We start from the raw sequence: 14,598 nt of genomic DNA, 5'->3' as shown, positions 1-14,598 counted from the left end.
CAGGAGGTCCCATCCGTGACGGCCCGTCCGCACAGCACCGCGTCATCCGAGGGCGGCGGGGTCGCCGGCCGTCCCGCTCCGCGTCGGAGCACGCGCAGCCGCACCCGCCCGGCCGGCACCCCGGTGGTACCGCCGCTGGCCGCCGACGAGTTGCGCCGGCTCGTGGAAGGCGGTCATCACGATCCGCACGGGCTGCTCGGCCCGCACCCGGACGTACCCGGCGTCGACGGCGTGGTGGTGCGGGTGCTGCGGCCGTGGGCCCGTGAGGTGATCGTGGTCACCGGCGAGCACCGGGTCGAGCTGACCCACGAGGCCGAGGGCCTGTTCACCGGTCTGTTGCCCGGCTCGACGGTGCCCGACTACCGGCTGGAGGTCCGCTACGAGGGCACCGAGCTGCACACCGACGACCCGTACCGGTTCCTGCCCACCCTGGGCGAGTTCGACCTGCACCTGATCTCCGAGGGTCGGCACGAGCGGCTGTGGGAGGTGCTCGGCGCGCACGTGCGCTCCTTCGAGACCGCGAACGGACCCGTCGCCGGCACCTCCTTCGCGGTCTGGGCGCCGAACGCGCGCGGTGTGCGGGTGGTCGGCGACTTCAACTACTGGGACGGCATCGCGCACCCGATGCGTTCGCTCGGCTCGTCCGGGGTCTGGGAGCTGTTCGTTCCCGACGTCGGCGACGGCACCAAGTACAAGTACGAGATCCTCGGCCGCGACGGGGTGTCCCGGCAGAAGGCCGACCCGCTGGCCTTCGCCACCGAACTGCCGCCCTCCACCGCGTCGGTCGTGCACACCTCGACCTACTCCTGGGCGGACAAGGAGTGGTTGGAAAAGCGCGCCGAGGTCACCCACCACACCTCGGCGATGAGCGTGTACGAGATCCACCTGGGCTCGTGGCGGCCGGGCCTGAGCTACCTCGAACTCGCCGAGCAGTTGCCCGCCTACGTCACCGAGATGGGCTTCACCCACGTCGAGCTACTGCCGGTGGCCGAACACCCGTACGGGCCGTCGTGGGGCTACCAGGTGTCCTCGTACTACGCGCCCACGTCGCGCTTCGGCAGCCCCGACGAGTTCCGCCACCTCGTCGACGCGCTGCACCGCGCGGGCATCGGCGTGCTGGTGGACTGGGTGCCGGCGCACTTCCCCAAGGACGCGTGGGCGCTGGCGCGGTTCGACGGCACACCGCTGTACGAGCACCCGGATCCGCGCCGGGGCGAACATCCGGACTGGGGCACGCTGGTCTTCGACTACGGCCGGCACGAGGTGCGCAACTTCCTGGTCGCCAACGCGGTCTACTGGTGCGAGGAGTTCCACATCGACGGCCTGCGGGTGGACGCGGTCGCCTCGATGCTCTACCTGGACTACTCGCGCGAGCACGGTCAGTGGGCGCCGAACCAGCACGGCGGCCGGGAGAACCTGGACGCGGTCGCCTTCCTCCAGGAGATGAACGCGACGCTGTACCGGCGGGTGCCGGGGGTGTTGACCATCGCCGAGGAGTCCACCGCGTGGGACGGGGTGACCCGCCCCACCGACGGCGGCGGGCTCGGCTTCGGCTTCAAGTGGAACATGGGGTGGATGCACGACTCGCTGGAGTACATCCAGAAGGAGCCGATCCACCGCCAACACCACCACAACGAGATCACCTTCTCGCTGATGTACGCCTGGAGCGAGAACTACATCCTGCCGATCAGTCACGACGAGGTGGTGCACGGCAAGCGCTCGCTGGTGGACAAGATGCCGGGCGACCGCTGGCAGCAGATGGCCAACGTGCGCGCCTATCTCGCCTTCATGTGGGCCCATCCGGGCAAGCAGTTGTTGTTCATGGGCTCGGAGTTCGGCCACGGCGCGGAGTGGTCCGAGGCGCGGGGTCTGGACTGGTGGCTGCTCGACCACGCCGAACACCAGGGCATCCAGCGGCTGGTCCGCGACCTGAACACGGTGTACCGGGGCAGGTCCGCGCTGTGGACCCAGGACACCCGGCCGGAGGGCTTCTCCTGGATCGACGGCGGCGACGCGGCGTCCAACGTGCTGTCCTTCATCCGGATCGGCGCGGCCGGTGAGCAGTTGGTCTGCGTGTGCAACTTCTCCCCGGTGGTCCGCGAGGACTTCCGGGTGGGTCTGCCGCACGCGGGCCGCTGGCGCGAGGTGCTCAACACCGACGCCGGCGGCTACGGCGGCGCCAACGTCGGGAACCAGGGCGAGATCACGGCCGAGGAGTCGGAGTGGCACGGCCGCCCGGCCTCGGCGACGATGACGCTGCCCCCGCTGGCCACGGTGTGGTTCGTGCCCGAATAGCACTCGACGCGCCCCGGAACCGCGTGGGTCCCGGGGCGCGTCGCGTGGCGCGCCGGCCGGCGGACTACTTGATCCCGGCCTTGTTGATGCCGTAGCCGGGGATGTGCAGCCTGCCGCCCAACTGGGCGTACATCGAGCTCTCCACGTTCGTGAAGAACACGATCGGGATGTTGATCGGCGGCGGACTCTCGGGCGTGAACGTGATCGGGACGATCCCGAAGATGTTGCCCTTGAGGTACTTCACGTACATCGTCGTCGGGATGTCCGCGTCCATCCAGGACTTGCTGCCCTCGTCGGACGAGATGACGATGTCCTTGCCGCCCTCCTCCTTCACCGTCATCGACATGTTCCAGATGTCGATGCCCTTGGACACGGTGAACTTGAGCGCGTTCTCCTCCGTCCCGGTGTGCGTCTTCACCTTGACCACGCCCTCGTAGTTCAGCCCGGCCATGGCCAGCAGGCTGGACTTCAGGACCAGCGGATCCACCGCTACCGGTGGGAGTCCGCCGCCGCTCTTGGCGTTCACGGGGCCCTGCACCGGGCACGGGAAGGGCGACTTGCCGTCCTTGGGCACGGCCGAGGACGACGTGGCCGACGGCTTGGCCGACGTCGTCGAGGGCTTCGCCGAGGACTTGACCGACGGCTTCGCGGAGGCCGTCGGTGTGGTCGACGCCGAGCCGACCGGCGCGACCGGGGCCGCCGGGACAGCCGGAGCAGCCGGAGCAGACGACGCCGCGGACGGCAGCTTGATTCCGGGCAGTCCGAGTCCGGGCAACCCGGGCAGGTTCAGCTCGGGCAGCTCGAGTTCCGGCAGTTTCAGCTCCGGCAGTTTCAGTTCCGGCGCCTTGCTCGTCGGCGCCGCCGTGCTCTGCGCCGGCGTCGGCATGACGGGCGTGGCTTCGCCCGCCGGACCCTGCGCCGCCGTCGGCCGAGCCGCCTTGCCGGCGGGCACCGAGGTCGACGACTTGCCGGCACTCGGCGCCGCGCTCGACTCGGCCGGCGATGCCGACGCCGAACCCGACGCACTCGTGGAGGCCGTGGCACTCGCGGGTACGCACGGCCCGTCCGCGTACGGGTTGTCCGGCAGCGGATCGCTGGGGGACGCGTGGGCAATGCCCACCACGCCCACCACACCGACCATCGCGGTGACGATCGCGGTCAGCGCGACGCGGGGCGAGGTCATCGCCCTGGAGGGTTCACCGGGCCGGTCGGTCGTCACCGACCCGGTGGGTGCTTCCCCCGAGGCATCAGGGGCCTTCCCGTGGAGCGCCTGGGCCAGGAAGCCGTCCTCGACGAGGGTGTCGCCGTGGTCGTCCCCGTCCGGCCCGGGCCGTCCGTCGTCGTCGCCGTCCCGGTCGTCGTCGGCCGGGGACTCGGCCTCCTCCGCGTCGCTCGGCGGTTCGGCGTACGCCCACGACACCGCGAGCATCCCGCCGATCAGACCGAACAACATGCCCAGCCCGAAGCCACCGAAGGTGGCCACGATGAAGGACACCAGCGACACGATGATGGTGAAGACGCCGAGGTAGATCCGTACCTTCGGATTGAGCCAGGTGGCGATGCCGAGCATGATCAGGATCACGCCGATGAACAGCGCCGAGATACCGCTGTGTTGCTTGAGCTGGACGGTCACGTCGCCGGCCTTGAGCGACGCGTACGGCGCCCACAGGATGGGCCCGGCGGCCAGCATGGTGAACAGCCCGGCCCAGAACGGCCGAACGCGCCGCCACCTCCCGAACGCCCGCCACCGGCGCACGAGCGCGTTGGGCTGCGGCTGTGCTGCGGTCACGAATCACTCCCTGAGGTGTTGCTCCGGTATGGCGGACCGGCCGCGAGCAGGGAGACCCGCTCGCGGCCGACGGCACATCAGAAGCAGACCTTGTCCTTGCCGCCGACCTTCAGGTGCAGGCCGTTGAGCTTGAAGTTGGTCGCCGTGACCAGCCAGGCCGACTGCTTGACGTTGGTGAACGTGGCCTTGGTCGCCTGCTGGCCGAACATGCCCGGCGCGCCGTTGCCGATCGCCGCCGGCCCCTTGGCCCACGGCGATTCCGGGGTGCCCTTGGCCATCCGGGAAGCGTCGACACCGATGTCGATGTTCTCGAACTCGGCATCACCGTCGAGCGCGTCCATCGCGAGCGTCATGTTCTTCGCGGTCGCCGGCGAACCGTCGCCACCCGCCTCGATGCGCAGGACCACACCGATGCCGGGGACCTCGACCGACTGACACAGCTTGGTGATCCTGGCGTCGCCGATCGCGGCCACGGCCACCGGCTTCTGACCACCCGGGCTCTTGACGAAATTGCCGTACTGGGAGAACTCGTTCGCCTGCAGCTCCGCGGCGCTGACCTTGAAACTTCCCCCGGACACCGCGATGTCGACCGGAATGGCACCGTTCGCGACGCCCGCGAACATACCGACGGTCATCGCCGCGACCGGGACGAGCACGATGCCGAATCGCTTCCAGCGGGTCTTGCCGCTACCCGCCTGAACCTTCTTGTCCATGGTCCTCCTCGGGACAGAGTCCCCTCCTCATGCGGACCAGGGCCGCACGTGGCGGGGCATGGAGGGAGGGCCTGCCTGTCCTGGGACGGACCGGCACGGCCTGGATGGGGAGGTCCGCGTCCGAGCCACCGACCGGCTGCCGGGGCGAATGGGACACGGATCGAGCGGCCCGATCATCTTTCACGACCGGGTCGGCACACAAGAGGTTCGTTACCGGTGAGTAACGCGGACCTTCGAACGACACCCGCCACCGGATCACAGCGCGGTATCGACACCGACGTCGAGTGATCCGATTTCGTGGCAAAGGTCCGTTAGCGGATCACGCGGAGATCACCAAATGCCACGCAGGGCTAGGGAAATTGCCCCGAGTCAAAGATGGGTAAAGACGAAGCCCCGATCGCTCTCGACCACGAGAACGACCGGGGCTTCATCGACAAAGCGAGCGCCTGACGCAGGATCAGAAGAGCACGCCCGCAAGGGCCATCCGGGCCTTGGGCACCCTCGGGTCGTCCGCGCCGACGATCTCGAACAGGTCGAGCAGGTGCAGTCGCGCGGTGTTGCGCTCCTCGCCCGAGGTCCGCCGCACGGTCTCCACGAGCCGCGCGAAGGCCTCGTCCGCCCGGCCGTCCAGGATGTCCAGGTCGGCCGCGAGCGTCTGCGCCGCGACGTCGTCCGGATGCTCGGCGGCGTCCGCGCGAGCCTTCTCCGGGTCCACCTCCTGGGTACGCCGCAGGAGTTCGGTGTTGATCAGGCCGAGCTTGGCCTCGGCGTGGGCGGGGTGGTCGGAGAGCACGTTGCGGAACGCCTGTGCCGCGCCGTCCAGATCACCGAGCTCCAGCGCCTCGTCCGCCGCCGCGAGCAGCGGATCCCCGGCGGGCTCCTCCTCGTCGTCGGCGGGGGCCGCGGCGGGCTCACCGTCGACCGCGACACCGGTCAGGCCGAACCGCTCCTCGCCGAGCTGGACGAGCTGGTCCAGCACCTGCCGCGCCTGCGCCTCGGGCACCACGCCCTGGAACAGCGGCGCGAGCTGACCACCGACGACCGCCATCACGGCGGGAATGCCCTGGATGCCGAACTCCTGGGCCAGACGCGGGTTCGCGTCCACATCGATCTTGGCGAGCACGAAGCGGCCGGCGTACTCCTCGGCCAGGCGCTCCAGCAGCGGGCTCAGCTGTTTGCACGGCTGGCACCACTCGGCCCAGAAGTCGATCACGACGGGGGCCTGTTGGGAGAGCGCGAGCACATCGGTCTCGAAGGTGGCCTCGGTGACGTCGATGACGACCCGTTGGGCACCGGACGCGGCGGCGGGCTTCCCGGCCGGCGCGGCCGCACGCTTGGCGGCGTTGTCGGCGGCGGCCTTGACCGCGCCGAGGTCGACTACTCCGCGCATGGACATGTTCCGTGGCTGCATGTAGACATCTTCCCCCGAGAGCAAGCCGAACGATGCACGGGGCGACCCACCGGCGCACGTTCGAAGCCTCGTCGCGTCCCGGTCCCCGCAGGATGCGGGCCCCGGGACGGACGACGACCCTTGACAGGTCGTCAGTCGCGATCGTGTGCTCGAATCCCCATCCAGGCACCGCGATTCGCTACGGCTCGTAGCGTAAGGGGAGCGCCGGGGGGAATGCGACCGTGGCATCGCGAATGGCGGATGTGAGTTGCGCCACCGCCCCGCACGGTACCAGCCGGTAACATGACCGCCCGTGTACGACGAATCGGCGGGAGTGCCCCTACAGCGCAAGGGACGCCCACGCAGCGCCACCGCGGACGACGCGATCCTGGACGCGGCGCGAGCGCTGCTGGCCGACGGCGGATGGGCGGGCCTGACCATGGGCGACGTCGCCGCGCGCGCGGGCGTGGCCAAAACCACGCTGTACCGCCGCTGGCACTCCAAGCACGATCTGGCCATCGCCGCGGTCGCCGAGATGCTCGACACCCTCGACCTGCCGGACCAGGGTCCGGACCTGCGCGCGGACATCGAGGACGTGGTCCGCCGCTTCGCCGCGCTCCTGGGCCGCCCGGAGATGCGCACCGCCCTGATGGGCCTGGTCGCCGACTCCACCAGCGACCCGGCCCTGCGGCGGCGCATCCGCGAAGAGGTCGTCGACCCGCAAAAGCGCCTCGTCGTCGAGGGCCGAGCCCGAGCCAAGGCCCGAGGCGAGATCTCCGCCCCGGGCGACATAGACGTGGACCTGATCTTCGACGTCATCGCCGGCACGGTGGTCCAACACGTCCTGGTAAGCGCGGAACCCGCCTCCGACGCCTGGGTCCAACGCTTCACCACCTTCGTGGTCACCGGCCTCCTACCCACCAGCCCCGAGCCGATCAGCCCAGCCGGCGTTTGAAGCCGATCAGCCCGACCGGCGCTCGAGGCCACCCCAGCCACCCCGACGCCCCACGTAAGCCGAACTCAATCCAGCCCGGCCGGCGCATGAGGCCACCCCAGCGACCCCGACGCCCCACGTAAGCCGAACTCAATCCAGCCCGGCCGGCGCATGAGGCCACCCCAGCGACCCCGACGCCCCACGTGAGCCGAACTCATCCAGCCCGGCCGGCGCATGAGGCCAAGCAGCCCGGCCGGCGCTTGAGGCCAATGCGAGGCCGAAGGCGAGCCCACCCAAAATCAGAACCGCGCCGGCTCCGTGTACGTCCCCCACTCCTCCCGAAGAACATCACAGATCTCCCCGAGCGTCGCCTCCACCCGAGCCGCCGCCAACATCGGCGGCACCAGGTTCACCGACCCCCGCGCGGCAACCCGCATCTCCCCCAGAGCCGCGTCCACCGCCGCCTGATCCCGCGCGCCCCGCCGCACCCCCAGCGCCGAGACCTGATCCCGCTCCACCTCGTGGCTGACCCGCATGATCTCCAGGTCACCCGTCACCGAGCCCTCGTGGCAGTTGACCCCGACCACCCGCTTGTCACCCTTCTCCACCGCCCGCTGGTAGCGGAACGCGGATTCGGCGATCTCCCCGGTGAACCACCCGTCCTCGATGCCGCGCAGGATGCCCGATGTCATCGGCCCGATCGGGTGCGGCGACGTCTCGCCCAGCTCGCGGATCCGCGCGAACGTCGCCTCCGCCTCCGCCTCCAGCCGATCCGTGAGCGCCTCGACGTACCACGACCCGCCGAGCGGGTCGGCCACCGCCGCGACCCCGGTCTCCTCCATCAGCACCTGCTGGGTGCGCAGCGCGATCTCCGCGGCCTGCTCGCTGGGCAGCGCGAGCGTCTCGTCCAGCGCGTTGGTGTGCAGCGAGTTGGTGCCGCCGAGCACCGCCGCGAGCGCCTCGACCGCGGTGCGCACCACGTTGTTGTACGGCTGCTGCGCGGTCAGCGAGACGCCGGCCGTCTGGGTGTGGAAGCGCAGCCATTGCGCCTTGGCGGTCTTGGCGCCGTACACGTCGCGCATCCACCGCGCCCAGATCCGGCGCGCCGCGCGGAACTTGGCGATCTCCTCGAAGAAGTCCACGTGCGCGTCGAAGAAGAACGACAGGCCCGGCGCGAACACGTCCACGTCCATGCCGCGCGACAACCCCAGCTCGACGTAGCCGAAGCCGTTGGCCAGCGTGTACGCGAGTTCCTGCGCGGCCGTCGCCCCGGCCTCGCGGATGTGGTAGCCGGACACCGAGAGCGGCTTGTACGCCGGGATCTCGGCGGCGCAGTACTCCATCAGGTCGCCGATCAGCCGCAGGTGCGGCTCGGGAGCGAACAGCCACTCCTTCTGCGCGATGTACTCCTTGAAGATGTCGGTCTGCAGCGTGCCGTTGAGCGTGCCGATGTCCACACCCTGACGCTCGGCCGCCACCAGGTACATGCAGAACGCCGGCACCGCCGGGCCCGAGATGGTCATCGACGTGGTCACGTCGCCGAGCGGGATGTCGCGGAAGAGCACGTCCATGTCGGCCGCCGAGTCCACCGCGACACCGCAGTGCCCGACCTCGCCGAGCGAACGCTCGTCGTCGCTGTCGCGGCCCATCAGGGTCGGCATGTCGAACGCGACGGAGAGCCCGCCGCCGCCGTTCGCCAGGATCATCCGGTAGCGCTCGTTGGTCTGTTCGGCGTTGCCGAAACCGGCGAACTGCCGGATGGTCCACGCCCGCCCGCGATAGCCGGTCGCGTACAGACCGCGGGTGTAGGGAAATTCGCCCGGCCAGCCGATCCGTTCGAAGCCCTCGTAGGGCTGATCGGCCGGTGGTCCGTAGACCGGCTCTACCTCGAGTTCGGAGAGCGTGGTGCGGCGCATCCCGTCGTTGCGGACCTTGTCGTACCGGTCCTGCCAGCGCCGCCGACCCGCTTCGATGTCCTCGGTGTTCACGTGGCTCCTGTCCGCTGCCGTCGTCGTAGGACCCATTCCCGCGCGGCACGAGAAAATTACTAGGACGTCCTAGTAAATGTCCACGACCCGGAAAACGCCAAAACCCCCGACGGGACGTCGGGGGCTCGGGATGCACTCGAAGCCGGGCACGCGGCCCGGGGGCGGCGACCGCTCAGGCGGTGGCGGGCGCGGCGGTCGGCTCGACCAGCTTGTGCTTCATCTTGTGGTCGAAGACGAACGGGCCGAACGGCGGGATCGCCGCGATGAACGCGAGCAGCGTGGTCTTGTTGTCCCACGACAGTTTGGTCCGCACGTCCATCATGGCCAGCAGGTACAGGATGAACATGACCGCGTGCAGCAGGCCCAGCGGCATGACCAGGTTGATGTCCGAGATCCGGCTCAGCAGCGAACCGAAGACGAGCAGGAGCAGGAACGACGTGCCCTCGGCGATGGAGATCACCTTGAAGCGGCCGACAGCGGTGGAAAGCATGGGGATCCTCGGGGGAAGCGGGTTCGAAACGGGCTGACCCGAGCCGACCGACACATGCCGGGCCGGCCTCGGACGGGGCGAACGGCTCAGGCGGTGGCGGCGGCGGGCTCGCGCTCGCGGACCGCCTCGACGGCCTTGCGCTCGGCGTAGAACGACGCGAGCGGGATCGTGCCGGCGACCATCATCAGCAGCATGCGCTCGAACTTCCACTTCATCTTGCTGCTGAGGTCGAAGGTGACGACGAGGTAGACCATGAACAACAAGCCGTGGGCCTGGCTGACGTACAGCGTCGCCTTCTCGCCCGTGTCGAACCCGTACTTCAGGACCATGCACAGGCACAGGACCAGGAGCATGCACCCGGTGATCCAGGCCATCACCCGGTAACGGGTCAATACGACAGGCTTCACGGCGGCACCTTCGGTAACGGCGGCATCGACGACCTCGTCGACCGCTTTTCACAATGGCGCATGCAGCTTACGTCGCCGGCACCGGGGTCCCCGAATCCGCCCCCTCCCCACCGATATGTGCCCGCTACGCGCCCGCCGTGTCGCGCACCGAACCGGCCGGCGCCTGCGCCGATGCCGCCTCACTCCCGGCCGGCGTCTCCTCGACACGGAAGTCGCCCGCGTCCACCCGCAGCACCCGCAGCAGGTCGAAGAGCTGGGCGCACTGTTCGGGGGTGTACGCGCCGAGCCCGAACTCGCGCGCGGTCAGGTCCCGGGTGGCCCGCTCGGTGACGTCGCGGCCCTTGTCGGTGATCACCGCGAGCACCCCCCGCCCGTCGCGCGGGTTGGGCCGGCGGGCGACCAACTCGGCCTGCTCCAGGCGGTCGATCGTGTTGGTCACACTCGTGGGATGGACCATCAGCCGCTCGCCGATCCGGGACAGCGGCAGCGAGCCGGTCCGGCTGAAGGTGAGCAGTACCAGCGCCTCGTAGCGGGCGAAGGTCAGCCCGTACGGCTTGAGCACCGCGTCGGCGCCCGCGAGCAGGATCTGCTGGGCGCGCATGATCGAGGTGATCGCGACCATCGGCGGGCACTCCCCCCAGCGCTCTCGCCAGTGCTCGTCGGCACGCGTGATCGGATCGAAGGGGAGATTCAGTGGCTTCGGCACGGGCCGAGCGTAGTGGAGGTTACCCATCGGTCACGTGGCTGTCTCACGTCTTGCGCATACCCCCGCGTGTATACGCGGGCGCGGCTCGCACACCCGCCCGCGCGGCGCGCCGGGGACCCGCGCACAACCAACAGGTCATTCAAGTTTCAACTATCTTCGGTATTCTCGTTACATGACCGAAGCCGAGCCCAGGTGGCTGAGCGATGAAGACCAGTGCGTGTGGCGCCAGATCATCGCCGTGATCAACATGCTGCCGCCGCGGCTGGAGCGCGAGCTCCAGCGCGAGCACGGGTTGTCCCTGCACGACTACCAGATCCTGGTCCGGCTCTCCGAGCACCCGGACCGGGAGGTACGGCTGAGCGATCTCGCCGAGGCGACCCAGCAATCGAAGAGCCGGCTCTCGCACCAGATGACCCGGATGGAGAACGCCGGCCTGGTCGCGCGCCGCAACTGTCCGACCGACCGGCGCGGCGCCTTCGCGGTCCTCACCGACCAGGGTTGGCGCGTGCTCGAGGCCGCGGCACCCACCCATGTGGAGAGCGTCCGCGAGCACCTGATGGACGTGATGACCGCCGATCAGAAGCGGATCGTCGGCGAGGCGTTCGGCGCGGTGGCCGAAAAGCTCCGCCCGGCCGCCCGCGCCACGGCCTGTCCATCCCCGAAGCAACCCTGAACCACCCCCGGCCCGCCGAACACCCAAGCCGAGCCCGCACCGAAAACGGCACCACATCCGGCCCGTCCGGCGTTCGAGGACGACGCTCCGAGCCCGGCCGACCCCACGCTCGGGGCCGACCCATCAGCCCGTCCGGCGTTCGAGGACGACAAGCCGAGGTCGGCCCACAGCGCCTCAGGCCCCCAGCCCCGCGATCAACTCGTCCGCGGCCGCGTACGGATCCAGATCCCCGGAGAGCACTCGCGCCGCGAGCGCGTCGAGCCGAAGGCCGTCCCGCAGATCGCCGATCCGCGACCGCAGCGCGGTGACCGCGATCGCCTCGACCTCGTCCGCCACCCGGCGCCGTCGGCGCCGGGTCAGCTCGCCACCGGCCTCCATCCAGGCGCGGTGCTTCTCCAGCGCCTCGACCACCTCGTCCACGCCCTCGCCGCGCGAGGCCACCGTCTTGACGATCGGCGGACGCCAGTCCCCCGGCCCGCGCGCCTCGCCCAGCGACAACATGTGCCCGAGTTCGCGCGCCGTGGTCGCCGCGCCGTCCCGGTCCGCCTTGTTGACCACATACAGGTCGCCGATCTCCAGGATCCCGGCCTTGGCCGCCTGGATCCCGTCCCCCATCCCGGGCGCGAGCAGCACCACCGTGCTGTCCGCCATCGAGGCGATCTCCACCTCCGACTGGCCCACGCCGACGGTCTCCACGATCACCACGTCACAGCCCGCCGCGTCCAACACGCGCAGTGCCTGCGGGGTGGACCAGGACAGCCCGCCCAGATGCCCGCGCGAGGCCATCGAGCGGATGTACACCCCGGGGTCGGTCGCGTGGTCCTGCATCCGCACCCGGTCGCCCAGCAGCGCGCCGCCGGAGAACGGCGAGGACGGGTCCACCGCGAGCACCCCGACCCGCCGGCCCAACCTGCGGTAGGCACTCACCAGCGCGGTGGTGGACGTCGACTTGCCCACGCCGGGCGATCCGGTCAGCCCGATCACGTACGCGTTGCCGGCCAACGGCGCCAACGCGGCCATCACCTCGCGCAGCTTCGGCGACGCGTCCTCGACCAGCGAGATCAACCGGGCGACCGCCCGGGGCCGACCCTCTCGGGCCTGGGCCACCAACGTCGCGACATCCATCCCCGACCTCATGCGCCACCGCTTCCCTGCTCGGATATGCCGAAACGACCCCGGAGTCGGCGCGGCCGCACACCGGGGTGCGGGCCACGCGACTCCGAGATCGTTTCAGGTGGGTGGGGCGTCGTGAACCGCCCGGTCGCCCGCGTCGCCTCGGCCCCCGCCCGCGCCCGGCACGGCGACCGCTGGGCTCAGTTGCCCGGGACCGTCAGGATCAGCGCGTCGCCCTGGCCGCCACCGCCGCACAGCGCCGCCGCGCCGGTGCCGCCGCCGCGTCGCTTGAGCTCCAGCGCCAGGTGCAGCACCACGCGGGCGCCGGACATCCCGATCGGGTGGCCCAGCGCGATCGCGCCGCCGTTGACGTTGACCTTGTCGGTGCCCACCCCGAGGTCGCGCATCGACTGCACGGCCACCGCGGCGAACGCCTCGTTGATCTCGATCAGGTCCAGGTCGTCGACGGTCAGGCCCTGCTTGCCCAGCGCGTGCTTGATCGCGTTCGAGGGCTGCGACTGCAGCGAGTTGTCCGGGCCCGCGACGTTGCCGTGCGCGCCGATCTCGGCCAGCCACTCCAGACCCAACTCCTGGGCCTTGGCCTTGCTCATCACCACGACGGCGGCGGCGCCGTCGGAGATCTGCGAGGCCGACCCCGCGGTGATGGTGCCGTCCTTGGTGAACGCCGGCCGCAGCTTGCCCAGCGACTCCGCGGTGGTGTCCGGGCGGACCCCCTCGTCGGTGGCGAACACGACCGGCTCGCCGCGTCGCTGCGGGATCTGCACCGGCACGATCTCGGCGTCGAAGACCCCGTTCTTCGCGGCGGCGGCGGCCCGCTGGTGCGACAGCGCGGCCACCTCGTCCTGCTCCTGGCGGGAGATGTCGAGCTTGCCGTTGTGGTGCTCGGTCGACTCGCCCATCGGGATGTTCTCGAACGCGTCGGTCAGGCCGTCGTAGGCCATCGCGTCGAGCATCTCGATCGCGCCGTACTTGAAGCCCTCACGGGATTTCGGCAGCAGGTGCGGGGCGTTGGTCATCGACTCCATGCCGCCCGCGACCACGATGTCGAACTCGCCGGCGCGAATCAGCTGGTCGGCCAGCGCGATCGCGTCCAGGCCGGAGAGACAGACCTTGTTGATCGTGAGCGAGGGCACGTTCATCGGGATGCCGGCCTTCACCGATGCCTGCCGGGCGGGCATCTGCCCCGCGCCGGCCTGGAGCACCTGACCCATGATCACGTACTGGACCTGGTCCCCGGTGACGCCCGCGCGCTCGAGCGCGGACTTGATCGCGATGGCGCCGAGGTCGGTGCCGGAGAAGCCCTTGAGGGATCCGAGCAGACGGCCCATGGGGGTGCGGGCCCCCGCGACGATGACAGAACCGGCCATGAGGGTGGCCTCCACAACTTGATGGTCGGGGTGCCATCGCCAGGCGGCCCGGGCGACGTGCGGCATCCCCGCGACGGACGTGAGGTTGTTCCGGAACCTACCCGCAAGGGCCGCGACCACGGCAGGGGGCTCCGATGTGACGGAACCCACCATCTCGGGCCACCCATACCGGGTGTGCTCTCACCCATAGTCTCGTTTCGACGGACCGGGTATCTACCCGCAGGTAACCCGGTTACTTCCCAGAGGCCTTTGGAGGCCATGGTGCTCACACGTATCGACCACATCGGCATCGCCTGCCACAACCTCGACGAGACGGTGGCGTTCTATCGGGCGACCTACGGCTTCGAGGTGTTCCACACCGAGGTCAACGAGGAGCAGGGCGTTCGCGAGGCGATGCTCAAGATCAACGAGACCTCGGACGGCGGCGCGTCCTATCTCCAGCTCCTGGAGCCCATCCGCGAGGACTCCACCGTCGCGAAGTGGCTCGCCAAGAACGGCGAGGGCGTGCACCACATCGCCTTCGGCACCGCCGACGTGGACGCCGACGCGGCCGCGATCAAGGACAAGGGCGTCCGGGTGCTGTACGACGAGCCGCGCCGTGGTTCCATGGGTTCGCGCATCACCTTCCTGCACCCCAAGGACTGTCACGGTGTGCTCACCGAGCTGGTGACCTCGGCCGCGAACCCCGCCGCGGAGCACTGACCGCCCACGT

Annotated in this window: 13 protein-coding genes; 4 read left to right on the top strand and 9 right to left on the bottom strand. The window is 70.0% G+C overall.

Annotated elements, in window-relative coordinates:
- Positions 1–15 precede the first annotated feature (15 nt).
- Positions 16–2,295, top strand: a complete 2,280-nt coding sequence (glgB, locus tag ACIRL2_RS07000; RefSeq protein WP_395873448.1) for a 1,4-alpha-glucan branching protein GlgB — start codon at positions 16–18, stop codon at positions 2,293–2,295.
- Between the two features lie 64 nt (positions 2,296–2,359).
- On the opposite strand, the gene ACIRL2_RS06995 is transcribed toward glgB, so the two are convergent.
- The 3 genes from ACIRL2_RS06995 to ACIRL2_RS06985 all read right to left on the bottom strand — a co-directional run bounded on the left by ACIRL2_RS06995 (position 2,360) and on the right by ACIRL2_RS06985 (position 6,208).
- Positions 2,360–4,084, bottom strand: coding sequence for a DUF6114 domain-containing protein (locus tag ACIRL2_RS06995; RefSeq protein WP_402230656.1), 1,725 nt, complete (start codon positions 4,082–4,084; stop codon positions 2,360–2,362).
- Positions 4,085–4,161: 77 nt separating this feature from the next.
- Positions 4,162–4,797, bottom strand: a complete 636-nt coding sequence (locus ACIRL2_RS06990) for a DUF6230 family protein (protein WP_395873450.1) — start codon at positions 4,795–4,797, stop codon at positions 4,162–4,164.
- Positions 4,798–5,254: 457 nt separating this feature from the next.
- Positions 5,255–6,208, bottom strand: a complete 954-nt coding sequence (locus ACIRL2_RS06985) for a tetratricopeptide repeat protein (protein ID WP_402230654.1) — start codon at positions 6,206–6,208, stop codon at positions 5,255–5,257.
- 292 nt (positions 6,209–6,500) lie between these two features.
- Here ACIRL2_RS06985 and ACIRL2_RS06980 point away from each other — a divergent pair, with 292 nt between their 5' ends.
- Positions 6,501–7,142, top strand: a complete 642-nt coding sequence (locus tag ACIRL2_RS06980) for a TetR/AcrR family transcriptional regulator (RefSeq protein ID WP_402230652.1) — start codon at positions 6,501–6,503, stop codon at positions 7,140–7,142.
- Positions 7,143–7,420: 278 nt separating this feature from the next.
- Here ACIRL2_RS06980 and ACIRL2_RS06975 read toward each other — a convergent pair whose 3' ends face one another.
- The 4 genes from ACIRL2_RS06975 to ACIRL2_RS06960 form a co-directional block, all read right to left on the bottom strand.
- Positions 7,421–9,145 (bottom strand): methylmalonyl-CoA mutase, encoded by a 1,725-nt coding sequence (locus ACIRL2_RS06975; protein WP_402230649.1) that lies wholly within the window; start codon positions 9,143–9,145, stop codon positions 7,421–7,423.
- A gap of 136 nt (positions 9,146–9,281) precedes the next feature.
- Positions 9,282–9,599, bottom strand: a complete 318-nt coding sequence (locus ACIRL2_RS06970; RefSeq protein WP_395873453.1) for a DUF3817 domain-containing protein — start codon at positions 9,597–9,599, stop codon at positions 9,282–9,284.
- Positions 9,600–9,685: 86 nt separating this feature from the next.
- Positions 9,686–10,006, bottom strand: coding sequence for a DUF3817 domain-containing protein (locus ACIRL2_RS06965; protein WP_395873454.1), 321 nt, complete (start codon positions 10,004–10,006; stop codon positions 9,686–9,688).
- Positions 10,007–10,130: 124 nt separating this feature from the next.
- Positions 10,131–10,712: a MarR family winged helix-turn-helix transcriptional regulator gene (locus ACIRL2_RS06960; protein ID WP_402230646.1), complete on the bottom strand. Its 582-nt coding sequence runs from the start codon at positions 10,710–10,712 to the stop codon at positions 10,131–10,133.
- A 172-nt stretch (positions 10,713–10,884) separates the two neighbouring features.
- Here ACIRL2_RS06960 and ACIRL2_RS06955 point away from each other — a divergent pair, with 172 nt between their 5' ends.
- Positions 10,885–11,385: a MarR family winged helix-turn-helix transcriptional regulator gene (locus ACIRL2_RS06955; protein WP_395873456.1), complete on the top strand. Its 501-nt coding sequence runs from the start codon at positions 10,885–10,887 to the stop codon at positions 11,383–11,385.
- Between the two features lie 174 nt (positions 11,386–11,559).
- Here the strand turns inward: ACIRL2_RS06955 and meaB are convergent, their stop codons facing one another.
- Complete coding sequence (gene meaB / locus ACIRL2_RS06950; protein WP_402230643.1) at positions 11,560–12,510, bottom strand: methylmalonyl Co-A mutase-associated GTPase MeaB; 951 nt, start codon at positions 12,508–12,510, stop codon at positions 11,560–11,562.
- Between the two features lie 188 nt (positions 12,511–12,698).
- A complete protein-coding gene (locus tag ACIRL2_RS06945; RefSeq protein ID WP_395873458.1) occupies positions 12,699–13,886 on the bottom strand; it encodes an acetyl-CoA C-acetyltransferase in 1,188 nt (395 codons plus the stop codon).
- Between the two features lie 261 nt (positions 13,887–14,147).
- Between ACIRL2_RS06945 and mce the strand changes: the two genes are divergently transcribed.
- Entirely contained in the window at positions 14,148–14,588 is a 441-nt protein-coding gene (mce, locus tag ACIRL2_RS06940; RefSeq protein ID WP_395873469.1) for a methylmalonyl-CoA epimerase, read from the top strand.
- Positions 14,589–14,598 lie beyond the last annotated feature (10 nt).

Source organism: Embleya sp. NPDC127516 (genome assembly GCF_044765325.1).
Classification (GTDB): domain Bacteria; phylum Actinomycetota; class Actinomycetes; order Streptomycetales; family Streptomycetaceae; genus Embleya.
Note: the sequence above shows the minus strand (reverse complement) of the source record. Positions and strands in the feature narration are given on the sequence as shown.

What these genes read in the sequence shown, in the direction of transcription:
- meaB (WP_402230643.1), bottom strand. Translation starts at nt 12,510, where the DNA reads ATGGATGTCGCGACGTTGGTGGCCCAGGCCCGAGAGGGTCGGCCCCGG.
- ACIRL2_RS06990 (WP_395873450.1), bottom strand. Translation starts at nt 4,797, where the DNA reads ATGGACAAGAAGGTTCAGGCGGGTAGCGGCAAGACCCGCTGGAAGCGA.
- ACIRL2_RS06975 (WP_402230649.1), bottom strand. Translation starts at nt 9,145, where the DNA reads ATGGGTCCTACGACGACGGCAGCGGACAGGAGCCACGTGAACACCGAG.
- ACIRL2_RS06955 (WP_395873456.1), top strand. Translation starts at nt 10,885, where the DNA reads ATGACCGAAGCCGAGCCCAGGTGGCTGAGCGATGAAGACCAGTGCGTG.
- ACIRL2_RS06985 (WP_402230654.1), bottom strand. Translation starts at nt 6,208, where the DNA reads ATGCAGCCACGGAACATGTCCATGCGCGGAGTAGTCGACCTCGGCGCG.
- ACIRL2_RS06945 (WP_395873458.1), bottom strand. Translation starts at nt 13,886, where the DNA reads ATGGCCGGTTCTGTCATCGTCGCGGGGGCCCGCACCCCCATGGGCCGT.
- ACIRL2_RS06970 (WP_395873453.1), bottom strand. Translation starts at nt 9,599, where the DNA reads ATGCTTTCCACCGCTGTCGGCCGCTTCAAGGTGATCTCCATCGCCGAG.